21 protein-coding genes and 1 riboswitch are annotated in these 23,603 nt (G+C 71.2%); of the genes, 2 read left to right on the top strand and 19 right to left on the bottom strand.

Annotated elements, in window-relative coordinates; all coding sequences use genetic code 11:
• Window positions 1-171: 171 nt before the first annotated feature.
• From OG214_RS32160 to OG214_RS32110, 11 genes are all read right to left on the bottom strand, one after another.
• Window positions 172-1,272 carry a hemolysin family protein gene (locus OG214_RS32160; protein ID WP_363085324.1) on the bottom strand — a complete coding sequence of 367 codons (1,101 nt, stop codon included), beginning with the start codon at window positions 1,270-1,272 and terminating at the stop codon, window positions 172-174.
• Window positions 1,269-2,723, bottom strand: a complete 1,455-nt coding sequence (locus OG214_RS32155) for a hemolysin family protein (RefSeq protein WP_405986694.1) — start codon at window positions 2,721-2,723, stop codon at window positions 1,269-1,271. The genes OG214_RS32160 and OG214_RS32155 overlap by 4 nt, the downstream gene beginning before the upstream one ends.
• A gap of 231 nt (window positions 2,724-2,954) precedes the next feature.
• On the bottom strand, window positions 2,955-3,386 hold the full coding sequence (locus tag OG214_RS32150; RefSeq protein ID WP_405986693.1) for a PH domain-containing protein: 432 nt from the start codon (window positions 3,384-3,386) through the stop codon (window positions 2,955-2,957).
• 163 nt (window positions 3,387-3,549) lie between these two features.
• Complete coding sequence (gene hisG, locus OG214_RS32145; protein ID WP_365900601.1) at window positions 3,550-4,398, bottom strand: ATP phosphoribosyltransferase; 849 nt, start codon at window positions 4,396-4,398, stop codon at window positions 3,550-3,552.
• A gap of 96 nt (window positions 4,399-4,494) precedes the next feature.
• Window positions 4,495-4,767: a phosphoribosyl-ATP diphosphatase gene (locus OG214_RS32140; RefSeq protein WP_018850137.1), complete on the bottom strand. Its 273-nt coding sequence runs from the start codon at window positions 4,765-4,767 to the stop codon at window positions 4,495-4,497.
• Window positions 4,768-4,801: 34 nt separating this feature from the next.
• Window positions 4,802-5,287 (bottom strand): 6,7-dimethyl-8-ribityllumazine synthase, encoded by a 486-nt coding sequence (gene ribH / locus OG214_RS32135; RefSeq protein ID WP_363083479.1) that lies wholly within the window; start codon window positions 5,285-5,287, stop codon window positions 4,802-4,804.
• A 114-nt stretch (window positions 5,288-5,401) separates the two neighbouring features.
• Window positions 5,402-6,763: a bifunctional 3,4-dihydroxy-2-butanone-4-phosphate synthase/GTP cyclohydrolase II gene (locus tag OG214_RS32130; protein WP_405986692.1), complete on the bottom strand. Its 1,362-nt coding sequence runs from the start codon at window positions 6,761-6,763 to the stop codon at window positions 5,402-5,404.
• Window positions 6,760-7,410, bottom strand: a complete 651-nt coding sequence (locus tag OG214_RS32125) for a nicotinamide riboside transporter PnuC (protein ID WP_405986691.1) — start codon at window positions 7,408-7,410, stop codon at window positions 6,760-6,762. The genes OG214_RS32130 and OG214_RS32125 overlap by 4 nt, the downstream gene beginning before the upstream one ends.
• Complete coding sequence (locus OG214_RS32120; RefSeq protein WP_363083476.1) at window positions 7,407-8,057, bottom strand: riboflavin synthase; 651 nt, start codon at window positions 8,055-8,057, stop codon at window positions 7,407-7,409. Before OG214_RS32120 ends, OG214_RS32125 begins: the two co-directional genes overlap by 4 nt.
• Entirely contained in the window at window positions 8,058-9,215 is a 1,158-nt protein-coding gene (gene ribD / locus OG214_RS32115; protein ID WP_405987678.1) for a bifunctional diaminohydroxyphosphoribosylaminopyrimidine deaminase/5-amino-6-(5-phosphoribosylamino)uracil reductase RibD, read from the bottom strand.
• Window positions 9,216-9,397: 182 nt separating this feature from the next.
• Window positions 9,398-9,528: riboswitch (FMN riboswitch) on the bottom strand.
• Between the two features lie 248 nt (window positions 9,529-9,776).
• Window positions 9,777-11,033 carry an ROK family transcriptional regulator gene (locus tag OG214_RS32110; RefSeq protein ID WP_405986690.1) on the bottom strand — a complete coding sequence of 419 codons (1,257 nt, stop codon included), beginning with the start codon at window positions 11,031-11,033 and terminating at the stop codon, window positions 9,777-9,779.
• A 139-nt stretch (window positions 11,034-11,172) separates the two neighbouring features.
• Here OG214_RS32110 and OG214_RS32105 point away from each other — a divergent pair, with 139 nt between their 5' ends.
• A complete protein-coding gene (locus OG214_RS32105) occupies window positions 11,173-12,378 on the top strand; it encodes an MFS transporter (protein WP_363083474.1) in 1,206 nt (401 codons plus the stop codon).
• Between the two features lie 82 nt (window positions 12,379-12,460).
• Here the strand turns inward: OG214_RS32105 and OG214_RS32100 are convergent, their stop codons facing one another.
• Complete coding sequence (locus OG214_RS32100) at window positions 12,461-13,753, bottom strand: alginate lyase family protein (protein ID WP_405986689.1); 1,293 nt, start codon at window positions 13,751-13,753, stop codon at window positions 12,461-12,463.
• 321 nt (window positions 13,754-14,074) lie between these two features.
• Here OG214_RS32100 and OG214_RS32095 point away from each other — a divergent pair, with 321 nt between their 5' ends.
• Window positions 14,075-15,004 (top strand): LLM class F420-dependent oxidoreductase, encoded by a 930-nt coding sequence (locus OG214_RS32095; RefSeq protein WP_405986688.1) that lies wholly within the window; start codon window positions 14,075-14,077, stop codon window positions 15,002-15,004.
• Between the two features lie 99 nt (window positions 15,005-15,103).
• On the opposite strand, the gene OG214_RS32090 is transcribed toward OG214_RS32095, so the two are convergent.
• The 7 genes from OG214_RS32090 to rpe all read right to left on the bottom strand — a co-directional run bounded on the left by OG214_RS32090 (window position 15,104) and on the right by rpe (window position 23,515).
• Window positions 15,104-16,795: an NAD(P)/FAD-dependent oxidoreductase gene (locus tag OG214_RS32090; protein WP_363083471.1), complete on the bottom strand. Its 1,692-nt coding sequence runs from the start codon at window positions 16,793-16,795 to the stop codon at window positions 15,104-15,106.
• Between the two features lie 98 nt (window positions 16,796-16,893).
• A complete protein-coding gene (locus tag OG214_RS32085; protein WP_405986687.1) occupies window positions 16,894-17,751 on the bottom strand; it encodes a carbon-nitrogen hydrolase family protein in 858 nt (285 codons plus the stop codon).
• A 244-nt stretch (window positions 17,752-17,995) separates the two neighbouring features.
• A complete protein-coding gene (locus tag OG214_RS32080) occupies window positions 17,996-18,493 on the bottom strand; it encodes an Lrp/AsnC family transcriptional regulator (protein WP_363083469.1) in 498 nt (165 codons plus the stop codon).
• Window positions 18,494-18,787: 294 nt separating this feature from the next.
• Complete coding sequence (locus OG214_RS32075) at window positions 18,788-19,663, bottom strand: RNA polymerase sigma factor SigF (protein ID WP_383033531.1); 876 nt, start codon at window positions 19,661-19,663, stop codon at window positions 18,788-18,790.
• Window positions 19,664-19,868: 205 nt separating this feature from the next.
• Window positions 19,869-21,335, bottom strand: a complete 1,467-nt coding sequence (locus OG214_RS32070; RefSeq protein WP_363084854.1) for a GuaB1 family IMP dehydrogenase-related protein — start codon at window positions 21,333-21,335, stop codon at window positions 19,869-19,871.
• Window positions 21,336-21,656: 321 nt separating this feature from the next.
• Entirely contained in the window at window positions 21,657-22,670 is a 1,014-nt protein-coding gene (locus tag OG214_RS32065; RefSeq protein WP_363084859.1) for a sugar-binding domain-containing protein, read from the bottom strand.
• 161 nt (window positions 22,671-22,831) lie between these two features.
• Complete coding sequence (rpe, locus tag OG214_RS32060; protein WP_382864190.1) at window positions 22,832-23,515, bottom strand: ribulose-phosphate 3-epimerase; 684 nt, start codon at window positions 23,513-23,515, stop codon at window positions 22,832-22,834.
• Between the last annotated feature and the right edge of the window lie 88 nt (window positions 23,516-23,603).

Genomic DNA, 23,603 nt, shown 5'->3' with positions numbered 1-23,603 from the left:
GGAGGTGCGTGTCCGGACACTGAAGCGTGATTTGTGCCGCACACCGGGCCGCACCCGACAGCGAGACCCGCACGCGGCGTAAATCATGCCGTCCGGACATGCACCTCCGGAGTGCCCCGACACCCGCACCACCCACCCACCCGCCCCCGCGCCGCCAGGCGCGAATGGCGATCAGTGCGCCAAAACCTGCGCCGCCTTGTCCGCGCGCTGGCCGCCGACCACCGCTCCCTTCGGTACGCGTTCGCGGTGCGACGGGTCCCGGACCTCGCCGACCAGTTTCTCCAGGACATCCTCCAGCGCCACCAGCCCCAGCACCCGCCCCGACGCGTCCGCCACCTGGGCGAGATGGGTGGCCGCGCGGCGCATCACGGTGAGCGCGTCGTCCAGGGGCAGCTCCGCCCGCAGCGTCGCCATCGGCCGCCACACATGCTGCGGCACGGCCCGCTCCCCCGCCTCCAGATCGAGGACGTCCTTCACATGCAGATAGCCCATGAAGACGCCGCCGCTCTCCGCGCAGACCGGGAAGCGCGAGTAGCCGGTGCGTACGGTCAGCTCCTCGATCTGGCGCGGGGTGACCGCGGGGGGCACCGTCACCAGTGAGGCGTGCGGGAGCAGCACATCGGTGACCGGGCGGCTGCCCAGTTCCAGCGCGTCCTCCAGCCGCTCCTGCGCCTCGGGTTCCAGCAGTCCCGCCTGGCCCGAGTCCTCGACCAGCCGGTTGAGCTGCTCGCTGGTGAAGACGGCCTCCACCTCGTCCTTGGGCTCGACGTGGAAGGCCCGCAGCACCAGCCGGGCGCACGCGCCGAGACCGGCGGTCACCGGACGGCAGAGCCGGGCGAAGCCGACCAGGCCGGGGCTGAACCAGAGCGCGGCCTTCTCCGGGGCGGCCATGGCGAGGTTCTTCGGGACCATCTCGCCGATGACGAGATGCAGCGAGACGACAAGCGCCAGGGCGATCACATAGCCCAGCGGATGGATCAGGCCCTCGGGCACATGGACCGTGTGGAAGACGGGTTCCAGCAGACGTGCCACGGTCGGTTCCGCGACCGCGCCGAGGGTCAGGGAGCAGACGGTGATGCCGAACTGCGCGGCGGCCATCATCTGCGGCAGGTTCTCCAGACCGTGCAGCACCTGTCTGGCGCGTGCGGAGCCGCGCGCGGCGTGCGGTTCGATCTGGCTGCGGCGTACGGAGACGAGGGCGAACTCCGCGCCGACGAAGAAGCCGTTCGCCAGGACCAGTACCACGGCGAAGACGAGTTGCAGGGCGCTCATCGGGCGCCCTCCGCCATCGCGGGGGCGCCGGCCGGTATGTCGGCGGCGGTCACGGGCGGACCGTCCGCCGCGGCCGCGGTCGCGGGCAGGACGTCCGCGGCGGTCATGGGCGGGGCCTCCGCCGCGGTGCCCGGCGGGGCGTCGGCGGTGCGTACCAGCCGGACCCGCTCGGCGCGGTAGCGGTCCACCTGGCGCACGGACAGCCGCCAGCCGGGCAGCTCCGCCTTGTCGCCGGGGGCCGGGATCCGTCCCAGCAGATCGGCGACCAGACCGGCCAGGGTCTCGTAGGGGCCGTCCGGTACGTCGAGCCCGATCCGCCGCAGGGTGGGGACCCGGGCGCTGCCGTCCGCGTCCCAGGCCGGGCGGCCGTCCTCGGAGGCGACAGGGGCCAGTTCCGGCCGTCCGTCGCCCTCGGCGTCGTGCTCGTCGCGCACCTCGCCGACCAGCTCCTCGATGATGTCCTCCAGGGTGACGACCCCGGCCGTACCGCCGTACTCGTCGACCACGACGGCTATCGGCTGCTCGTTGCGCAGCCGCTCCAGGAGCTGCTGTACGGGCAGGGTCTCGGGCACCAGCAGGGCCGGTACGGCGATCTCCCCGGCCGGGGTGCGCAGCCGGTCCGCCACGGGCACGGCGAGGGCGTCCTTGAGATGCACCATGCCGACGATCTCGTCGATGCGCTCCCGGTAGACGGGGAACCGGGAGAGACCGGTGGCACGGGTGAGATTGAGGACGTCCGCCGCGGTGGCGTCGCTCTGGAGGGCGCTCACCTTCACCCGGGGGGTCATCACGTGCTGCGCGGTGAGCCGCCCCAGCGAGAGCGTCCGTACGAACAGATCCGCGGTGTCCTGTTCGAGGGTGCCCGCGCGGGCGGAGTGACGGGCCAGGGAGACGAGTTCGCCGGGGGTGCGGGCCGAGGCGAGTTCCTCGGTCGGCTCCACGCCCAGCACCCGCACCAGCCGGTTGGCGACGGTGTTGAGCAGGGAGATCACCGGCCTGAACACGGTGGCGAAGAGATACTGCGGGCCCGCCACGAACCGGGCGACCTGGAGCGGCCTGGAGACCGCCCAGTTCTTCGGTACGAGTTCGCCGATCACCATCTGGACGGCGGAGGCGAGCAGCATCCCGATCACCACCGCGACACCGGAGACGGCCCCTTCGGGCAGTCCGGTCGCGGAGAGCGGCCCGTCGAGCAGCCCGGCGAGCGCGGGCTCGGCGAGCATGCCGACGACCAGCGAGGTGATGGTGATACCGAGCTGGGTGCCGGAGAGCTGGAAGGACAGCTCCCGCAGGGATCGGACGACGGCGCGGGCGCGGCGGTCGCCGCCGGCGGCGGCGCGCTCGGCGTCCGGGCGGTCCACCGTGACCAGGCCGAACTCGGCGGCCACGAAGAAGCCGTTGGCGAGAATCAGAAGGAACGCTGCGGCGAGCAGCAGAAGGGGGATGGTCATGCCGCCGCCTCGTCGAAGGGGGCGGCGCAGGTACTACCGGACGATCCGTCCATTGCTGGAGGGAGTCACTCCTCGGGTCGCAGGTGCCCCGCGGGCCGTCACGGCCGTCTGATGCGGGGCGGGGGCGCACTCGGCGCCTCCGCCACCAGAGTAATCAAGAGAGGGCGTGAGAGGGCAGTGGCGTACGCCCCTGTGGCGCGGCCGTGGACGGCCGGGCTCCGCTCCGCGGGGTCAGTTCTTCTCCGTACCGGTGCCGTGCGTTTCGGCCAGCGCGCGCAGGGCGCGCGCGTCACGGATAGCGTGCGCCTTGGCCACACCGGGCTGAATACCCAGCACGGGCAGGCTGCTGCCGTCGCTCAGATCGAGGAAGACCCAGGGATCTCCGGACCGCAGATTGACCCGGAGGATCTCGGCCCACTCCAGTCGGCGCGTACGGGTGAGATTGACCACGGTGACCCCGGTGGCGTCCGCGACGACCTTGGGGCGGCTGAGCAGCGTCAGTATGCCGAGGAAGACCAGGGCCGTGAGGATGAAGCTCGCCCGCTCCCCCGCGCCCAGGTTCTCCAGCAGCAGGGCGACGGCCGTGATGACGGTGAACATGAACGCCCCCACGGTCAGCAGGACGATCCGGGTCCTGGTCGGCCGGAAGGTGACCGGAAGCACGGGCTCCACGGCTTCGGACGGACCGGGCCGCGGCGGACCGGACTGCGGGCGAATCGATTCCGGCGTATCGGATGAATCCGACGGGTCGGACTGGGGCGCGGGAGCGGACATCGGTTCCTGGTCTTCCCGGGGTGGCATCGGAGTGGCGTAGGGCAGGCTCGCGTCAGAGACGGCAGGCGTGGATCGCCGTGGTCAGAATGGCACGGGCGCCCAGTTCGTACAGATCGTCCATGATCCGCTGCGCCTCCTTGGCCGGGACCATCGCGCGGACGGCGACCCAGCCCTCGTTGTGCAGCGGGGAGATGGTCGGCGACTCCAGGCCCGGGGTGAGGGCGACGGCCCGCTCCAGGTGCTCGGCGCGGCAGTCGTAGTCCATCATCACGTACGTACGGGCCACCAGGACGCCCTGGAGCCTGCGCAGGAACTGCTGGACCTTGGGCTCGTTCGCACTCCCGCCGGTGCGCCGGATGACGACGGCCTCGGAGGTCATGATCGGCTCGCCGACCACTTCGAGACCCGCGTTCCGCAGCGAGGTGCCGGTCTCCACCACATCGGCGATGACCTGGGCGACACCCAGCTCGATGGCGGTCTCGACCGCGCCGTCGAGGTGGACGACGGAGGCGTCGACGCCGTTGTCCGCGAGGTGCTTGGCGACGATGCCCTCGTAGGAGGTGGCGACGGTCATACCGCCGAACTCCTCGACACCGCCGGCGGTGCCCGGCTTGGTGGCGTACCGGAAGGTGGAACGCGCGAAGCCGAGCGGAAGGATCTCCTCCGCGTTGGCGCCGGAGTCCAGCAGCAGATCACGGCCGGTGATACCGATGTCGAGCCGGCCGGAGCTCACATAGATCGCGATGTCCCGGGGACGGAGGTAGAAGAACTCCACCTCGTTGTCCGGGTCGACCAGGACGAGTTCCTTGGACTCCTTGCGCTGCTGGTATCCGGCCTCATGGAGCATCGCCGACGCAGGTCCGGACAGTGAACCCTTGTTGGGGACGGCGATGCGCAGCATGGGGCGGATTCCTTTGTGCGAAGGGGTGGTTGTACGGAGACCTGGCCGGTACGGAACCGGCCGGGCCGGTGCCCGCGGGCACCGGCCCGGAGCCGGTCAGAGATGGGCGTACACGTCGTCGAGGGAGATTCCGCGCGCGACCATCATCACCTGGACGTGGTAGAGGAGCTGCGAGATCTCCTCCGCGGCGGCTTCCTTGCCCTCGTACTCGGCGGCCATCCACACCTCGGCCGCCTCCTCGACGACCTTCTTGCCGATGGCATGAACGCCCTTGTCCACGAGCTCGGCGGTACGGGAGGTCGCGGGGTCGCCGTTGGCGGCCTTCTGCTGAAGCTCGGCGAAGAGCTCCTCGAACGTCTTCTTGGACATGGTGGAAGTCACTTTACGCGGCCCGTGGAGGGGGTCAGCGCCAGGGTTCCGCGACGGTGCGCAGGGTGGCCGCGGTGGCGACGGCCGCGGTGACCGCCTCATGGCCCTTGTCCTCGTGCGAGCCCTCCAGCCCGGCCCTGTCGAGAGCCTGTTCCTCGGTGTCGCAGGTCAGTACGCCGAAGCCGACGGGCACCCCGGTGTCGACGGAGACCTGGGTGAGGCCCTGGGTGACGCCCTGGCACACGTACTCGAAGTGGGGGGTGCCGCCCCGGATGACGACACCGAGGGCGACGACCGCGTCGTAGCCGCGCCCGGCGAGCACCTTGGCCACGACGGGCAGTTCGAAGCTGCCCGGGACACGCAGCAGGGTCGGCTCGTCGATACCGAGTTCCGTGAGGGCGCGCAGGGCGCCGTCGACGAGGCCGTCCATGATCTTCTCGTGCCACAGTGCCGCGATCACGGCGACCCGGAGGTCTCCGCAGTTCTTCACACTCAGTTCGGGTGCGCCCTTGCCGCTCACGTCTCTCCTTGTAGCTGTGCTGTTCGCAGAAGTTGTTCTTGCCGGAGCCGTTGGATCGGAGCCGTCGGTGCCGGAGCCGTCGCCGCCGAGCGGTGCTCGCGCGTGCTCCGGGCCCTACTGGTTGCCGCAGGCGGACGCGCCGACGGCGGCGTCGAGCCAGGGCAGGTCGTGCCCCATCCGGTCGCGCTTGGTGCGCAGATAGCGGAGGTTGTGCTCGCCCGCCTGGACGGGCATCGGCTCACGTCCGGTGATCCGGAGCCCGTACCGCACCAGCGCGGCGGTCTTGTCGGGGTTGTTGGTCATCAGCCGCAGACTGCGCACACCGAGGTCGTCGAGGATCCGCGCGCCCGCCGCGTAGTCACGGGCGTCGGCGGGCAGGCCGAGCTCCAGATTGGCGTCGAGGGTGTCGCGGCCGCGCTCCTGGAGTTCGTACGCGCGCAGCTTGGAGAGCAGCCCGATGCCCCGGCCCTCGTGACCGCGCAGATAGACGACGATGCCGCGCCCCGCCTCGGTGACACGCTCCATCGAGGCCTGGAGCTGGGGGCCGCAGTCGCAGCGCAGCGAGGCGAAGATATCGCCGGTGAGGCACTCGGAGTGGACGCGTACGAGCACGTCCTCGCCGTCACCGATGTCCCCGTGGACGAGGGCGACATGCTCGACGCCGTCGACGGTGGAGCGGTAGCCGTACGCCGTGAAGTCGCCGAAGGCGGTGGGCAGCCGGACCTCGGCGGCGCGCTGGACGGACGGCTCCGAGGTGCGGCGGTAGGCGATCAGATCCTCGATGGAGATGATCGTCAGACCGTGCTTGCGCGCGAACGGGATCAGTTCGGGCAGCCGCAGCATCACCCCGTCCTCACCGGCGATCTCCACGATCGCGCCGGCCGGACGCAGCCCCGCGAGCCGGGCCAGATCGACGGCCGCCTCCGTGTGCCCGTTCCGTACGAGCACACCGCCGGGCTTGGCGCGGAGCGGGAAGACATGGCCGGGCCTGACGAAGTCGCCGGGCTCGGCGTCGCCCGCGGCGAGCAGCCGGAGCGTGGTGGCCCGGTCGGCGGCGGAGATCCCGGTGGTGACGCCGTGGACGGGCGCCGCGTCCACGGAGACCGTGAAGGCGGTGCGCATCGACTCCGTGTTGTGGTCGACCATCTGCGGGAGTTCGAGCCGGTCCAGCTCCGGGCCCTCCATCGGGGCGCAGATCAGTCCGCGGCACTCGCTCATCATGAAGGCGACGATCTCGGGGGTGGCCTTCTCGGCGGCGATGACGAGGTCGCCCTCGTTCTCGCGGTCCTCGTCGTCCACGACGACGACCGGCCGGCCGGCCGCGATGTCGCGGATGGCCTGCTCCACCGGGTCGAGGGAGAGATCCTCGGCGTTGTCCGTGGAGTACCAGGTGACGGGCGGCGGGACGGTGTGCGGTGCCTCGTCGAGGGCGGTGACGGCTGACGGGCGGGCTGTCGCTGACGGGCGGGATGTCATGCTGCTGCTCCTTCCAGGGACGGGGCGCCGGCGCGGGAGCGCAGCCACCAGTCACGCATTCCCCACAGAACGAGGACGAGGTAGATCACATAGACGAAGCCGGAGAAGGCGAGTCCGCTGCTGAACGCGAGCGGTACGCCGACGATGTCGACGAGCAGCCAGGCGAACCAGAACTCGACGAGCCCGCGTGCCTGGGCGACCATCGCGGCGAGCGTGCCGACGAAGATGTACGCGTCGGGCCAGGGGTTCCAGGACAGTTCGGGGACGGCGACGAACAGGCCGCCGACGGCGAGGGTGCCCAGCGCCGTGCCGCCGAGGAGCACACCGCGCTCGCGCCAGGTCGCGAACCGGACGGCGATGGAGCCGTCCTGGGCCTGCCGCGTACCGCGCTGCCACTGGCGCCAGCCCCACAGCGCGACCCCGATGACCAGAAGCTGCTTGCCGACGCCACCGCTGAGCTGGGCCGAGGCATAGGCGCCGACGAGGATGACCCCGGAGAGCAGCTGGGCGGGCCAGGTCCAGATCGAGCGCCGCCAGCCGAGCGCGAGCGCGGCCAGTCCGATGGTGTTGCCGATCATGTCGGACCACAGGATGTGCTGGTCGAAGGCCGTGAAGGCCTCACCGTTCAGCCAGGAAAGGGCGCTCACCGGACGGACTCCCCGCCCGCGGCGCGGACGGACTCCACGGCCGCGGCGCCGATGCCCGCTCCGGCGCCGAGCAGCCGCTCGACGTACTTCGCGATGACGTCGACTTCGAGGTTGACCGGGTCGCCGGGTGCCTTGATGCCGAGGGTGGTCAGCGCGAGGGTGGTGGGGATGAGGCTGATGGTGAAGTAGTCCGGCCCGGCGTCCACGACCGTGAGACTGACACCGTCGACGGTGATCGAGCCCTTCTCGACGACATAGCGCGTCAGCGCGGCGGGCAGCGAGATCTTGACGATCTCCCAGTGCTCGGACGGCTTGCGCTCGACGATGGTGCCGGTGCCGTCCACATGTCCCTGGACGATATGGCCGCCGAGCCGGCCGCCGAGCGCCATGGGGCGCTCCAGATTGACCCGGGAGCCGGTCTCCAGGGCTCCGAGACTGGAACGGTCGAGGGTCTCGGCCATCACATCCGCGGTGAACTCGCCGTCGCCGAAGTCCACGACCGTGAGACAGACTCCGTTGACGGCGATCGAGTCGCCGTGCTTGGCGTTCTCGGTGACGACGGGGCCGCGGAGGCGGAAGCGTGAGGAGTCGCCGAGGTTCTCGACGGCAGTGACCTCACCCAGTTCTTCGACGATTCCGGTGAACACTCAACGCTCCTTCGTGGTGGTGGTGCCCGGGACAGCGGGTGCGGTTGTCACGGCGGTCACAGCGGCGGGCCCGCGCGCGGCCACGGCGGGCGCGGCCGGTCCCGCGGGTTCCGGGATCGCGGTGATCCGCAGATCGGGGCCGATCCGTACGCTCTCCGTCATCCGGAGTCGCAACGCCTCGGCGATGGTGGTGATTCCGGCGTCGGCGAGGGCGGCGGGACCCGCGCCGAGCAGGACGGGGGCGAGATAGCCGATGACCTTGTCGACCGCTCCGGCGGCGACGAAGGAACCGGCGAGGGCCGGACCGCCTTCGAGCAGTACGGAGCGCACGCCGCGTTCGTACAGGGCCCTGAGCAGGGCGGGGATGTCCAGACCGCGGGCACCGCGCGGCAGCCGTACGACATCGGGGAGATGGGCGGAGTCCGTGGGAGCGGCGTCCTCGGCGACGGCGATCAGGGTGGGCGCGGCACCGTCCAGGATCCGGGCGCCGGGCCGTACGGCGGTGGCCTCCGTGTCGACCACGACGCGCAGCGGCTGTACGGCGCCCTCGATCCCCCGTACCGCGAGATGCGGATCGTCGGTGCGTGCGGTGCCCGAGCCGACCACGACCGCGTCGGCCTCGGCGCGCAGCCGGTGCACATCGGCGCGGGCCTCGGCGGAGGTGATCCAGCGGCTGGTGGAGTCGGCGGCGGCGATCCGGCCGTCGAGGGTGGCCGCGTACTTCCAGGTGACATGGGGGCGGCCGAGCCGTACGGAGGTGAGCCAGGCGATATTGCCCGCCTCGGCCTCCTCGGCGAGCAGCCCCTGCTCGACGGTGATCCCGGCCGCGCGCAGGGTCTCTCCCCCGCCGGTCGCCCGGGGATTCGGATCGGCCACCGCGTAACTGACCCGGGCGACACCGGCCTCGACGAGCGCCTGTGAGCAGGGGCCGGTGCGGCCGGTGTGATCGCAGGGTTCGAGCGTGACGTACGCCGTGCCGCCGCGGGCCCGTTCACCGGCCGCGCGCAGGGCGTGGATCTCGGCGTGCGGCCCGCCCGCGCGCCGGTGGAAGCCCTCGCCGACGGGACGTCCCGAGGCATCGAGGATCAGGCATCCGACGACGGGATTGGGGCTGGTGGAACCGAGCCCGCTCGCGGCCAGCGCGATGGCCCGACGCATGGCGTCGGCGTCTGTCACGGCCTCGGCTTCGGTGGCCACCGGGTCCTCCTGCCTCTTCGGGCACGGACTCCGGGGCCTGTCGATGACGACAGAGAAGCGGGAACGCACACGGGGACGCCGAGGCCGGCGATCCGGATCGTCCGAGGACGACCCGCCGACGGCGGCGTACCGATGACGGCCCGCCGCGCACTGCCTCCCATCCGGACTTTCACCGTCGGTCCAGGAATCTCACCTGGTCAACCGGCCGCTGGCTGCGGACGGGTCGCGGACTGTAACCGCCGGTTCGGAATTGCACCGACCCCGGAGTGCGCTGCTTCTGGTACGCGACCAGTGTGCCACGCCCGCTCGTCGGCCATCCGGGGGATATCTGTGGGCTGTCTCACAGGAGCGGGAGCTGTCTCATATTCCGGTATCCCGGGGCGTTTCCGGCCAACTGTCGCGGAATCCCGGGTGTGTCCGGGCGACCTGGGTGGCCCGCGCGAGGGCTGACCGGCGCGGGGGTGGCCCGCGCGGAGGGGGCGCGGGGTGGGCGCGCCGGACCGGACTGCTCGGTTCGGCCGGTCAGTTCGGGTCCGGGGCGAACAGGTCGTCCTGGGCCGCGTCGCGTGCCGTCAGCAGGGCGCCCCGCAGGACGGCCGTGCCGCCCAGGGTCCCGGCTCTGACCTCCGTGCGCAGCGGGGACATCGCGGCCAGCCGGGCCTCCACCCGGGCGGCCAGTGCCGCGCCGCCCGCGTGGCCGACCTCGCCCGCCAGGACGATCCGGCCCGGGTCGAGCACCGCGCTGACCGCCGCCGCGCCGATGGCCAGCCGGTCGGCGAGCACCCCGAGGAACGCGTCGACGGCCTTGTCCTTCGGCGTGGGCGCGGCCTTCTCCCCCGCCGTGCCCCCCGCCGTGCCCCCCGCCGCACCCCTCGCCGCGCTCTCCGCCTCGACGGCCGCGCGTACGAGGGCCGCGGCGGGCGGTTCCTGTGCCGCGGCCACCGCCGAGATGCCGTACTCCTCGGCGAGTTCGCCGATGCCGGCCGAGCTCACCAGGGTGTGGAAGCCGCCGTCGCAGCCCAGCGCGGACGGCAGCCGCGAGGTGCCGGGCACGGGCAGGAAGCCGATCTCGCCCGCACCGCCCGAGGCGCCCCGGCGCAGCTTGCCGTCGAGCACGACAGCCGCGCCCACGCCGTGCCCCAGCCAGAGCAGTACGAAGGTGTCCTGGCCCCGGGCCGCGCCGAGACGCTGTTCCGCGAGCGCGGCGAGGTTGGTCTCGTTCTCCACCAGGACGGTCGCCGGCAGCCGCTCGTGGAGCGCGGCGACAAGCCTCCGGTGCCAGGCGGGCAGTCCGGTGGTGTCACGGAGCTCGCCGGTGCCCGGGGCGACAAGGCCGGGCGCGCCGATGCCCACGCTGTGCAGCCGTACCGCACCGGCCTCCTCGGCCGTGCGTTCCAGCAGCGCCGCCGCCCGTTCGACGGCGGCCTCCGTGGCCGTGTCGCTGCCGATGGGCAGGACGGCCTCGGCGAGGGTCGCACCGAGCAGATCCGCGACGACGACGGAGACGCTGTGCGTCCGTACGTCGAGGGCCGCGAGATGGGCCAGATCGGCGACGATCCCGTACAGCCGCGCGTTGGGGCCGCGGCGCCGGTCGCCGGTCTCTCCGACGACCCGGACCAGCCCCGAGTCCTGGAGCCGTTCCACCAGGTCGGCGACGGTGGGACGGGAGAGTCCGGTCAGCGTCTTGAGCTGTCCTGCCGTCAACGGGCCTTCCTGCTGGAGCAGTCGCAGGGCGAGCCGGTCGTTGATGGCCCGTGCGGTGCTCGGGGATGCGGCCATGCCGGAATCCTTCCAGATCGCGGAGACCCTAAATTCTCTATTTATCAGGCAGGGTTCCTGATAGTTTACTGCGGCACCACGCACGGGTGCGTCCGCGGTGCGTCGGAGGACGGCACCTCGCAGGAGAGGGCAGGACAGGATGTCGGCTGAAGTGGTCTACGACAAACGGAGTTTGCGGCGCGCGCGGTTCGCCGTCGCCGCCGTCTTCTGTGTGCACGGGGCGGTCACCGGCAGCTTCGCCACCCGTATCCCCTGGATCCAGGATCACGCGGGGGTCAGCGCGGGGCAGCTCGGTCTCGCGCTCGCCTTTCCCGCGATCGGCGCCTCGGTCGCGATGCCCCTGGCCGGTACGGTCAGCCATCGCTTCGGGGCGCGCACCGCGCTGCGCGGACTGCTCGCGCTGTGGACCCTGGCGCTGACCCTGCCGGCGCTCGCGCCCAATCTGGTCACCCTGTGCGCCACGCTGTTCCTCTTCGGCGCGACGGCGGGCATGTCGGACGTGGCGATGAACGCGCTCGGGGTGGAGATCGAGAACCGTCTCGACAAGTCGATCATGTCCGGTCTGCACGGGATGTGGAGCGCGGGCGCCCTGATCGGCTCGGCCGCCGGCACCCTCGCCGCGCATCTCGGCACCGACGCGCGGCTCCACCATCTCCTCGCCGCGGGCGTGCTCACCGTACTGGGCCTGGTCTTCTGCCAGGGCGTACTGGATCTGCGCAGCGCACCCGACGACGAGCCGCCGCCGCGGTTCGCGCTGCCGCCGAAGTCCGCGGTGGTCATCGGGGCGGTGGGGTTCTGCGCGGTCTTCGCGGAGGGCGCGAGCATGGACTGGTCGGCGGTCTATCTGCGCGACGTACTGGACACCTCGCCCGGTCTCGCGGCGGCCTCGACCACGGCGTTCGCCCTGACCATGGCCATCGCGCGGCTCGCGGGCGACAAGGTGATCGACCGGTTCGGCGCCGTGCGGACGGTGCGGACGGGCGGGGTGCTGGCCGCGGCGGGCGGTCTGCTGGTCGTCGTCGCGCCCCATCCGGCGCTCGCCATGGGCGGCTTCGGGCTGCTCGGGCTGGGTGTGGCGGTGGTCGTACCGCTCGCCTTCGCGGCGGCGGGGCGTGCGGGGCCGAATCCGAGCCAGGCCATCGCGGGGGTCGCGACCATCACCTACACCTCGGGGCTGATCGCGCCCTCGGCGATCGGCGCGGTCGCCGACGCGACATCGCTGGTGGTGTCGTTCGGGCTGGTGACGCTGCTGGCGTGCGGGCTGATGGTGGGGGCGGGGGTGCTGCGTACGGGAGACCGGGTCGGAGCGGAGGCCACGGCGCGACCGGTGGCGCCTCCGGGATAGGCGCCTCCCGGCCGGGGGCGGAGGCCGGCTGCGGGCCGAAACCCAGCCCGTCCGGCGATCGAGGACACGAACCGCCCGGTGGTCAGCCGGCGATGGAGTCGAGTTGTTCCGCGGCCGGACGCAGGGCCCAGAGGTCGCCGCCCGGCGGGGTCTCAAGGCGCGGCACCGCCGCACGGGCCCTCGCGTCGCCCGCGTCCGCCGCCGCGTGGACGACATCGCTCGCCGCGTAACGGTAGAACTCCAGCTCGGGGTGGGGCCAGGGAGCCGCCCCGGTCGCCGCGGGCAGAAGGTAGTCCACGGCCTTGAACAGGCTCTGCCCCTGCGGCCCTTGGTACGCCCAGAGGTTCACCCCGACCTGTCGGCCGATGGCGGCGAGACGGGTGTAGGCGACCAGGTCGAAGGTCGAGTAGTGCCAGCTCCGGGTGCGGGCGAGTTCCTGGGGCTGGCTGCCGTCGGCCGCGATCTGGGGATCGACGCGCTTCGTACGGGAGTCGAGGACGAGCGTACGGGCGAGATCGCGGTCCCCGGTCGCGAGCGCGAGACCGGCGACCAGCATGTCCATGAAGGTGCCGTGGTTGTTCCGGGCCGCGGACTCCTCCTTGCCGAAGGGGGAGTCGACCAGCCAGTCGAGGAACTCCTCGTTCCACGCGCGCATTCCCTCGCGGTCGCTCCTGGTCCACCCCGGGGCGCCGGTGCCGAGGATCGCCAGCGCGTCCAGAACACTGGTGTACTGCTGGCTGAAATCAATAACGCCGATCGCCCTGCCGTCGTATTTACAGGGGATGAACTGACCGTGGTTCAGATTCGGGTTCATCCTGGTCGCGGGCGTCACGAACCAGGTGCGCAGAATCTCGGCGGCGTGCTCCGCGTACTTCTTCTCGCCGGTGTAGTACCAGGCCAGGCTGAGAGTGGTGGTGGAGTTGAAGACCTTGCCGATGTCGGGGCGGTCGGTCCCGGTGTCGACCTCGGGGTTGCGCTCGCCGTCACGCTGGACGTACGGGCAGCCCCAGGGGTTGTCGGCGGTCTTCGGCTGCGAGGGCCACCAGTACGGGGCCTGGCTCAGATAGTCGTGCGGGTCGCCGCTGGGCGCGGGCCTGGGTTTGTCGGTGACGGTCCAGGGGCCCTGCCCCAGCCAGGAATCCGCCCGCTGGGTCAGGGACTTGACCGCCGTACGGAGCGCGGGGTCGCCGCGGTCCAGACTGATCCGCGCCTGCCGCATCCGCTTGCCGTCGATCACCACGGTCGCGGGCGTCGCGGGGGTCGCGGGCGTCGCCCGGTCCCGGCCGTGAGAGGACACGGTCGGGACGAGCACGGCGGCGAGAGTGACCGCGGCGGCGATCAGCGCGCCCAGACGCCGTCGGGGGGTTCCGCTCATCGAGCGCTCCCATCAAGTATGTGAACATGATTCATGAACGAGACCGTGCGAGCGTATGGTCGGTCAGCAGTCCTGACAATGACCCGCACAGGATTCATGGATGAGAACCCTCCGCCCGTACGGCGATGAGGTCGCGCGGATACGGCCGCACACCGGATTCCAGCCGCTCGCGCCGTTTCAGCCGTTCCGTAGAATGGCCATATACGTACATTCTCCGCGCGTGGCGCGAATGTAGTACGCAGGGCGTCAAAGGTTGAGCCATCAACGAGCTTGTGCCATACGGTGGTTGGAACCTCACCGTCCGCACAAAGGAGTGCACCCATGCCGGTCAAACTCGGTCTCGGACTTCCGCAGATGAAGCAGTACGACCTGGGTCCCGATGTGGCCACCGTGGCACGCGCCGCGGAGCAGGCGGGATACGAGAGTCTGTGGGTCTTCGAGCGCATCCTCTTCCCCGAGCCCGCCACCCAGGGGCTGTACAACATCCCGGGGCTGCCCTGGCCCGACCAGTACCGAAGTGTCGCCGATCCGCTGGTGACGCTCACCCTGGCCGCCGCGGCCAGCGAGCGGGCCCGGCTCGGCACCAGTGTGCTGGTCGCACCGCTGCACATCCCGTTCCAGCTCGCCCGTTCGCTCGCCTCGCTGGACGCCGCGAGCGGCGGCCGGGTGGTCGCGGGCCTCGGCACGGGCTGGTCGCTCGACGAGTACGCCGCGGCCTCCGTCGCCCCGTTCGAGAAGCGCGGCGCGGTCCTGGACGAGCTGCTCGACGTGTGCGCGGCCGTCTGGGGTCCCGACCCCGTCTCGTACGAGGGCGAGCTGACCACCATCGCCCCGTCCGAGGTCGGCCCCAAGCCGGCCCGGCCCATCCCGGTCTACCTCCCCGCGAACAGCGGGCGTGCCACGCGGCGGCTCGTGGAGCGGGCGGACGGCTGGATACCCGTCGCGATGGGCGCGGAGCAGCTCGCCGATCAGTGGCGGAAGGTGCGGGACGCGGCGGCCGAGAGCGGTCGCGAACGCCCGATCGACGTCTGCGCGCGCGTCAACGCGCAGTACAGTCCGAAGCCGTACGAGGGCGACGACCGCCGCGCCTTCCAGGGCAGTGTGGCGCAGATCGTCGAGGACCTGGCGGCGCACGCGGAGACGGGTGTGCCGGAGTTCCTGCTGGATCTCCAGAGCACGACGCGGGACGCGGCGGAGCTGATGGATGTGGCGACCGAGGTGTACGAGGCGGCGCGCGCCGCGGGCATCTGACCGTTCGTACGGACGCCGCGGGCGTCTGACCGTTCGTACGGTGTCCCGGACAGGCTGCGTACGGTGTCCCGGACCGGGTGCCGCGCGCCGCCTGTCCCGTCAGTCCTCCGGCAGTTCGACCGGCGCGATGTCGTCGTACACATCGCCCGGCCCGGGATTGGTCGCGTCCGTCGCGCCCCCGAAGTGGTGCATCACTCCCCACACCGCGTTGAGCGCCGTCTGCACGGCGCCCTCGGCCCATCCCGCCGTCCATGAGATGTCGTCCCCCGCCAGGAAGACGCCCCGCTTGTCCTCGGGCAGCCGGTCCTGCATGAAGTGCGTGAACAGCCGTCGCTGATAGCGGTAGTGACCGGGCAGATTGGCCTTGAACGCGCCCATGAAGTACGGCTCGTTCTCCCAGGACACCGTCACCGGACTGCCGATGATGTGCCGGCGGATGTCGACCCCCGGATAGATCTCCCGCAGCGAGTTGAGCATGACCTCCATCCGCTCACCGGCGGAGAGCGGGAGCCATTTGAGGCTGTCGTCGCACCAGGTGTACGAGAGACAGATGACGGCGGGCCGGTCCGGGCCGTTGTCCAGCAGATAGGTGCCCCGGGTCATCCGGTCGGTGAGCGTCATCGACATGACGTCACGCCCCGTCCGCGCGTCCTTGTCCAGCCAGAACGGCCGGTCCACCGGCACGAACAGCTTGGACGACTCCATGTAGTGGGTGCGCTCCATCGCCGTCCAGTGGTCGATCGGGAACAGCGACTCGTCACAGGCGATCTTGGAGAGCAGCAGCCACGACTGGGCGGTGAAGATCGCGGCGCGGTACGTACGGATCCCGCCCGAGGCGTCCGTGACGGTGATCCGGTCGCCGGCCGTACGGTGCAGCCGTACCACCGCGGGCAGCGGCGCACCGCCGTGCAGCGAGGAGAGCGAGGTCCCGGCCCGCCAGTGCGTGATCTTCACCGGCTCGCGCTCCCAGAGCCGCAGCGGCAACTGCTGGCTGCCTCCCACGATCGAACGGTGGTGGTCGTCGGCCTCCGTGTAGACGACCCGGAGGATCTCCAGGATGGAGTTGGGGAAGTCGGTGTCCCAGCCGCCGGTCCCGAATCCGACCTGGCCGAAGATCTCCCGGTGGCGGAAGGACTTGAAGGCCGGGGAGTCGCAGAGGAAGCCGTAGAAGGTCTGGTTGTCGAGTTTCTCGACGAGCCGTGACCAGATCTCGCGGATGCGCGGGACGTCGCGCTCGCGCAGGGCGCGGTTCATACCGGAGAAGTCCGCGCCCTCCTCCAAGCAGGTGTTCCAGGCGTCCATCACCTCGCGGTACACCCCCGGCAGATCGTCGACGGTTCTCGCGTAGTGGGACTCGCCCTTGAGATCGACGACGGTCGACGGGGTCCCGGGGGCCAGCGGGTTGGGGAACGGGCGGGTCTCCAGACCCACCAGATCGATGTAGTGCTGGAGCGCGGTGGAGGAGGGCGGGAAGCGCATCGCGCCCATCTCAGCGGTCAGTCCGGGGTCGCATCCCTCGAAGCCGACCGTACGCAGCCGTCCGCCGATCCGGTCGGCCTCGTACACGACGGGCTTGAGGCCCATCTTCATCAGCTCGTACGCGGCGACGATGCCGGAGAGCCCGCCGCCGATGACGGCGACCTCGGTGCCGTGCTCGGCCGCGGGTATCTGGCCGAGTCCGGCGGGATGCGCCAGGAAGTCGTCGTACGCGTACGGGAAGTCCGGCCCGAACATGGTGATCGGCGGCCGCGCCTCGGCGTGCTGGACGGCGGTGGGCACCGTGGACGTCATGGGGTACGGGCTCCTTGCGGTACGTACGGCGGAACGGGACGGCGGCGGAACGGGACGGGCGTGAAGCCTGGGCCCGAGGGTCGGACTGGGGCCGGGAGTCAGGCTGGGCCCGGGGGTCGGACCGGGCCCGGGGGTCGGACCAGTGAGGCGTACAGACCGGGGCGGCGGTCGCGCAGATACGGATTGGCCTCGCGCGAGGCACTCAGAAGCTCCTGGTCGACCTCGCCGACGAGCAGTTCCTCACCCCGTCCGGCACGCGCCCGGGTCGCACCGTCGGGACCGGCGAGACAGCTCAGCCCGATGAACTCGAACTCGCCTTCCTCACCGGTCCTGTTCACATACGCGACAAACATCTGGTTCTCGAAGGCGCGGACCGGCACGAGGGATTCGGCGACGAACTGGAACGGGTGCATCACGGCGGTCGGTACCAGCAGCAGATCGGTGCCCGCGAGCGCGTGCGCCCGGACGTTCTCCGGGAACTCGACGTCGTAGCAGATCAGGACACCGAGCCGCAGTCCGGCCAACTCCGCCTGGACGACGGGTTGTTCTCCGGGCGTGAACCACTTCCGCTCGAAGTCACCGAAGAGATGGGTCTTGCGGTAGTTCGCGAGCCGCGCTCCGTCGGGGCCGATGAGCTGCGCGGCGTTGAAGATCCGCCCACTGTCCTCGGTCCCTTCCGGGGCCTCGTCCCGCTCGGGGTAGCCGTACAGCACCGCGAGCCCATGGCGCCCGGCGATCTCCGCGACGGCCAGGGCCCCCGGGCCGTCGGCGGGCTCGGCCAGCCGGGGCACCGCGTCACCGATCGCATAGCCGGTCAGAAACATCTCGGGACAGACCAGCAGCCCGGCACCGGCCTCCGCGGCACGGCCCGCGGCCTCGTCCAGCACCGCGAGATTCCCGGCGACGGAGCCCGGCCGGCCGGCGGTCTGGAGCAGGGCGGTACGCAGCGACGGCATGGGTGACCTCGGACGGTACGAAGGGGTTTCCCCGGATCGCGGGGGACGCAATGACCGTACGGTCCGGCCGTCGGCCCGGACAAGACACGACCGTTGCGCGCCGACCACCGATCCGTTGCGCGATCTCCCGCCCCTCCGGCGATTCGTTGCGCCGGGTTTCCGGGGCGCGACCCCGGCATGTTTTCGCGATGTCCGGCCAGGTCCCGGGGCGATGCCCGGCCGGCGGGAGCCGGGGCGGAGACTCTCAGGCCCCGGCCGGTCCGCTCCGGCCGGGTGCCGCTCCGGTCCGTGCGGGCGAGCCCGAGGAGTAGCGCCTCAGCAGCGGGGACAGCACGAGCACCGACTTCGTGCGCTCGACATACGGCTCACCCGCGATCCGTTCGAGCACCTGCTCGAAGTGGCGCATATCGGCCGCGAAGACCTGGGCGATCGCGTCCGCGTCACCGGTGACCGTGGACGCCGAGACCACCTCGGGCAGCCGCTCCAGACCCCGATGGATCGCGTCGGGCGAGGTGTTGCGCCGGCAGTAGATCTCGATGAAGCCCTCGGTCCGCCACCCCAGCGCCGCCGGGTCCACCCGTACCGTGAACCCGGTGATCGCTCCCCCGGCCCGCAGCCGGTCGACCCGGCGCTTCACGGCGGGGGCGGACAGACCGACGAGCGAGCCGATGTCGGCGTAGGAGCGGCGGGCGTCCTCCGCGAGGGCGTGGACGATGCGTTCGTCGAGATCATTGAGTCGCACGGCTGGTGGTTCACTTCTCTGCGATGACCGGTCGGGGAGGGCGGAGTCCGCCGGGGCGGAGCCGTACCGGAAGTAGAACACGGGCCCGGCCGTCCACGGACCGGATGTCATCGGGCCCGGTCCGGCTCGTACGGACGGCGGAGGGGGCGTACCGCGATCGCGGTACGCCCCCTCCGTGTTCCATCCCACTCCCCGCGGTCACCGGACCACCGGTCACCCCCGGCCGCCGGACGACCGGTCACCACGCCGGCCACGCCGTGCCACGGGCCGGTGCTCCTGGAGCCCCCGCGCGGATCACTCCACCGCCAGCAGCCCCGCCCTGAGCCGCCCCGTGATCCGCGACAGCAGACGGGACACATGCATCTGGGAGACGCCCAGCTCCGCGCCGATCTCCGACTGGGTCATCTCGTCGCCGAAGCGCATCTGGAGGATCCGCCGCTCCCGCTCGTCCAGCTCCGCCAGGAGCGGCTTGAGCGCCTGGACGTTCTCCGCCGTCTCCAGCCCGGTGTCGGGCGCGCCGAGCCGGTCGGAGAGCGGCACCGACGCCCCGCCCGCGTCGTCCGTCGGCATGTCGATCGAGCCCGCCGTGTAGCCGTTGCCGGCGACCACGCCCTCGATGACCTCTTCCTCGTCCAGACCGAGATGTCCGGCCAGTTCGGCCGTGGTCGGCGCGTGGTCGAGCCGCTGGGAGAGCTCGTCGGTCGCCTTGGCCAGGTCGATCCGCAGCTCCTGGAGCCGGCGCGGGACATGCACGGCCCAGCTCGTGTCCCGGAAGAAGCGCTTGATCTCGCCGACGATGTACGGGACGGCGAACGTCGCGAACTCCACCTCACGGCTCAGCTCGAACCGGTCGATCGCCTTGATCAGGCCGATGGTGCCGACCTGGACGATGTCCTCCATCTGGTCCGAGCGGTTCCGGAACCGGGTGGCCGCGTACCGTACCAGCGCGAGGTTCAGCTCGATCAGGGTGTTGCGCACGTACTGGTACTCGTGCGTGCCTTCCTCCACCTCGGTGAGCCGGGCGAAGAAGAGCCTTGAGATCTCCCGGGCGTCCTTGGGTGCGACGTCCGCCGGGCACTCCACGTAAGGAAGGTCCAGCTCCGCCGCGTCCGCGTGTTGCCGGTTCACATACTGCGTGCTGTCGGTCGGGACCGTGCTCGCCGTGGACACATCGTCCTCCCCTGCTCCGTGGTCAGTGCGTAGCGCGTGTACCCGGTGCCCACACACTCATGCGTACCGATGCGGAATAAACGCGATCGGATGTGAACCGCCACCGGCCGCCGGCCGGTTCACCCCGGCCCGCGCGGCCGGGGTCTCCCGCTCCGATCCCGCTCCGATCCCGCTCGGATCCCGCTGGGATCGCCTGGTCCGAGCCCTAATTCCAACTGGCGTGCAGCGGCTTGCCCTCGGCGTATCCGGCGGCGCTCTGGACGCCGACGATCGCCTTCTCCGCGAACTCCTCCAGGGAGTTGGCCCCGGCGTAGGTGCAGGACGAGCGGACCCCCGCGATGATCGAGTCGATCAGGTCCTCGACACCGGGCCGCGACGGGTCGAGGAACATCCGGGAGGTGGAGATGCCCTCCTCGAAGAGTCCCTTGCGGGCCCGGTCGTACGCCGACTCCTCGCTCGTACGGTTCCGTACGGCGCGGGCCGAGGCCATACCGAAGGACTCCTTGTACAGCCGTCCGTCGGCGGCCTGCTGGAGATCGCCGGGGGACTCGTACGTACCGGCGAACCAGGAGCCGATCATGACGTTGGAGGCGCCGGCGGCGAGCGCCATGGCGACATCGCGCGGGTGCCGGACCCCGCCGTCGGCCCATACGTGCCTGCCGGACTTCCTCGCCTCCGCCGCGCACTCCCTGACGGCCGAGAACTGTGGCCGGCCGACCCCGGTCATCATGCGCGTGGTGCACATCGCGCCGGGGCCCACACCGACCTTGACGATGTCCGCGCCGGCCTCGATCAGATCGCGTACGCCTTCGGCGGCGACGACGTTGCCCGCGACGACCGGCACCGCCGGACCGAGCGCGCGGACCGCCCTGACGGCCGCGATCATCGACTCCTGGTGCCCGTGCGCGGTGTCGACGACGAGGGTGTCCACACCCGCGTCGAGCAGCTGGGCCGCCTTGCCCGCGACATCCCCGTTGATACCGACGGCGGCGGCGATCCGCAGTCTGTCCCCGGCATCGGTGGCCGGCGTGTAGAGGGTCGCGCGGAGAGCGCCCTTGCGGGTCAGGATGCCGACCAGTCCGCCTTCGGCGTCGACGGCCGGGGCGAGCTTGCGATTGGCGTTGTCGAGCGTGGTGAACGCCTCGCGCGGATCCATGTCCGCGGAGATCAGCAGCAGATCCTTCGACATGGCCTCGGAGAGCTGGGTGAAACGGTCGACCCCGGTCAGATCGTGCTCGGTGACGATCCCGACGGGCCGGTGGTCACCGTCGACCACGACACCCGCGCCATGGGCCCGCTTGGGCAGCAGGGACAGCGCGTCGCCGACGGTCTGGGTGGGGGCCAGCACGATCGGGGTGTCGAGTACGAGATGGCGGGTCTTGACCCAGGAGATGACCTCGGTGACGACCTCGATCGGGATGTCCTGGGGAATGACGACCAGCCCGCCGCGCCGGGCGACGGTCTCGGCCATCCGACGGCCCGCGATGGCCGTCATATTGGCGACGACCAGCGGGATGGTGGTGCCCGTACCGTCCTGGGCGGAGAGGTCCACGTCCTGACGGGAGCCGACGGCCGAGCGGCTCGGCACCATGAAGACATCGTCGTAGGTCAGATCGTAGGGAACCGGAGCACTCTCCACATGGCGACCGGTACCCGGTTCGAGGAAACGCATAGCTCTCACATTTTCCGTGGAAGACGGCGCAGGTCGTCTCCACGAAGGCGCAGCAAAAGGCCCCCGCGTTCGTCTGCTCCTCCAGGAGGATTCCTCCGGGAGGATCCTTCGGGAAGGTACCGAAGAGGTACGGGGGCTCCGAGGCCAGGAAGTGGTACCTGCCTTACCCCAGGAGCTTACCGTGCGCCCCGCACCCGGCACGGCCCGGCCGGTCGCCGGGGGCCCGGGGCCCGTCGCCGGCCCGGGGAGTCGGCCCTACGCGGCCGGTCCGTACGCGGCCGGTCGCCACCGGTGCGCCGTCCGTGACGAGCCGTCCGCCGGTCACTCGTCCGGGTCGCACCGCTCCAGCGCGGGACGCGGCGCCGGTTCGAACTCGGTCAGCAGGAAGTCCGCCGCCGCGGTGTCGGTCACCAGGCTCGTGACCAGCCCGGATCTGAGAACCGCGCCGATCGCCTCGCCCTTGCGCAGCCCGCCCGCGATCGCCACGACCTCCGGGATACGGCGCAGCCGCTCGGCCTCGACCGTGATGCACCGCTCGCCCAGATCGCGGCCGACCCGGCGGCCCTCCGCGTCGAAGAGATGCGCGGACATCTCGGCGGCGACACCGAGCGAGGCGTAGTGGGAGCGCTCCTCGTCGGTGAGCATGTCGTGCACCGCGGAGATGCCCGGCTCCCACGAGCCGATGGAGACGGCGGCGACGGTGACCTTGTCGAAGTACTCGAAGGCGCGCGCGATACCGGTCTGGCTGCGCAGCGCGGCGGCGGTCGCCGGGTCGGGCAGCAGCATCGGGGCGTAGATGGGGTGGGCCTCGCCGCCGGACACCTGGGCCGCGCGCCGTACCGCCTCGACCGAGCCGCGCTCGGCGGTGCCCGCGTCGTACACCCCGGTGAGCTGGACGACCGTACAGGGCGGCAGCCGGTCGAGCGCCGCCGCCATATGGATGGTGGACCGGCCCCAGGCCAGCCCGAGCACATCGCCCTCGACCACCAGTTCGCCGAGCAGATCGGCCGCGACCTCGCCGAGGTTCTCCGGGTCGGGCGACTCGTCCCCGCCGTCCGCCGGCGACTCGACGACCACCGCGTGCCGCAGTCCGTACCGCGCGCGCAGCGCGTCGGAACGCTCCGCGTCCAGCTCGGCGGGGACGCGGATCTCGATCCTCACGAGATCGCGCTCCAGCGCCGTCTCCAGGACCCGGGCCACCTTGAAGCGGCTGACGCCGAACTCCTCGGCGATCTGGATCTTGGACTTTCCCTCGAGGTAGAAGCGACGGGCCATGGCCGCCGCCTGCACCAGCTCCGCGGGTCCCATCCGCAGGGCGGACCGACCCGCCGACATTGCAGACACCGCGATCTCCTCACTGCTGTGCGCACTCTGGACTCGCTGTTCATCCTGTCAGATCCAGCGATCCTTGATCGGCCCGAATGGGCCCCGTTCATTTTCCCGTGGCTCAGTGGTCGGCTGGGACGCCGGCCGTTGTCCCCGGCTCCGCGGCCGGCTCAGTGGCCGCACGCCCAGGAGGCCGCGGAGATGGTCTTGGCGGCCTGGTCGCGCAGGGCCCGTACCGCCGCGGCCGGGTCGTCGGCTCCGTACACGGCGGAACCCGCCACGAAGACATCGGCGCCGGCCTCGGCGCATCGCTCGATGGTGCTCGCCGAGACCCCGCCGTCGACCTGGAGCCAGAGCTCCAGTCCGTGCTTGGAGATCAGCTCCCGGGTACGGCGGATCTTGGGCAGCATGATGTCCAGGAAGGCCTGACCGCCGAAGCCCGGCTCCACGGTCATGATCAGCAGCATGTCCAGCTCGGGGAGCAGATCCTCGTACGGCTCGACGGGCGTCGCGGGCTTCAGCGCCATGGACGCCCGCGCCCCCTTGGCCCGGATCTCACGCGCCAGCCGTACGGGAGCCGCCGCGGCCTCCACATGGAAGGTCACGGAGCCCGCGCCCGCCTCGACGTACTGGGGTGCCCAGCGGTCGGGGTCCTCGATCATGAGATGGCAGTCCAGCGGGGTGTCCGTCGCCCGGCCGAGCGCTTCGACCACCGGTACACCCAGGGTCAGATTGGGCACGAAGTGGTTGTCCATGACATCGACATGGAGCCAGTCGGCGCCGTCGACCGCCGCCGCCTCCTCGGCGAGACGGGCGAAGTCGGCGGACAGGATGCTGGGGTTGATCTGGGCCATGTGCCAAGCCTGCCATGCTCCGGACCACTTCCTGACCGCCCGGCGTACCTCTGTGCGAATCAATGTCGAAGGGGAGCGACACAGTCCG

The sequence above is a fragment of the Streptomyces sp. NBC_00872 genome (assembly GCF_045161915.1).
Classification (GTDB): Bacteria; Actinomycetota; Actinomycetes; order Streptomycetales; family Streptomycetaceae; genus Streptomyces.
Note: the sequence above shows the minus strand (reverse complement) of the source record. Positions and strands in the feature narration are given on the sequence as shown.

Coding starts and splice junctions, on each gene's coding strand:
- OG214_RS32105 (WP_363083474.1), top strand. CDS start 11,173: ATGTCGGCTGAAGTGGTCTACGACAAACGGAGTTTGCGGCGCGCGCGG.
- rpe (WP_382864190.1), bottom strand. CDS start 23,515: ATGGCCCAGATCAACCCCAGCATCCTGTCCGCCGACTTCGCCCGTCTC.
- OG214_RS32065 (WP_363084859.1), bottom strand. CDS start 22,670: ATGTCGGCGGGTCGGTCCGCCCTGCGGATGGGACCCGCGGAGCTGGTG.
- OG214_RS32130 (WP_405986692.1), bottom strand. CDS start 6,763: ATGACATCCCGCCCGTCAGCGACAGCCCGCCCGTCAGCCGTCACCGCC.
- OG214_RS32100 (WP_405986689.1), bottom strand. CDS start 13,753: ATGAGCGGAACCCCCCGACGGCGTCTGGGCGCGCTGATCGCCGCCGCG.
- OG214_RS32095 (WP_405986688.1), top strand. CDS start 14,075: ATGCCGGTCAAACTCGGTCTCGGACTTCCGCAGATGAAGCAGTACGAC.
- OG214_RS32110 (WP_405986690.1), bottom strand. CDS start 11,033: ATGGCCGCATCCCCGAGCACCGCACGGGCCATCAACGACCGGCTCGCC.
- ribD (WP_405987678.1), bottom strand. CDS start 9,215: ATGCGTCGGGCCATCGCGCTGGCCGCGAGCGGGCTCGGTTCCACCAGC.
- OG214_RS32085 (WP_405986687.1), bottom strand. CDS start 17,751: ATGCCGTCGCTGCGTACCGCCCTGCTCCAGACCGCCGGCCGGCCGGGC.
- hisG (WP_365900601.1), bottom strand. CDS start 4,398: ATGCTGCGCATCGCCGTCCCCAACAAGGGTTCACTGTCCGGACCTGCG.
- OG214_RS32160 (WP_363085324.1), bottom strand. CDS start 1,272: ATGAGCGCCCTGCAACTCGTCTTCGCCGTGGTACTGGTCCTGGCGAAC.
- OG214_RS32090 (WP_363083471.1), bottom strand. CDS start 16,795: ATGACGTCCACGGTGCCCACCGCCGTCCAGCACGCCGAGGCGCGGCCG.
- OG214_RS32140 (WP_018850137.1), bottom strand. CDS start 4,767: ATGTCCAAGAAGACGTTCGAGGAGCTCTTCGCCGAGCTTCAGCAGAAG.
- OG214_RS32155 (WP_405986694.1), bottom strand. CDS start 2,723: ATGACCATCCCCCTTCTGCTGCTCGCCGCAGCGTTCCTTCTGATTCTC.
- OG214_RS32070 (WP_363084854.1), bottom strand. CDS start 21,335: ATGCGTTTCCTCGAACCGGGTACCGGTCGCCATGTGGAGAGTGCTCCG.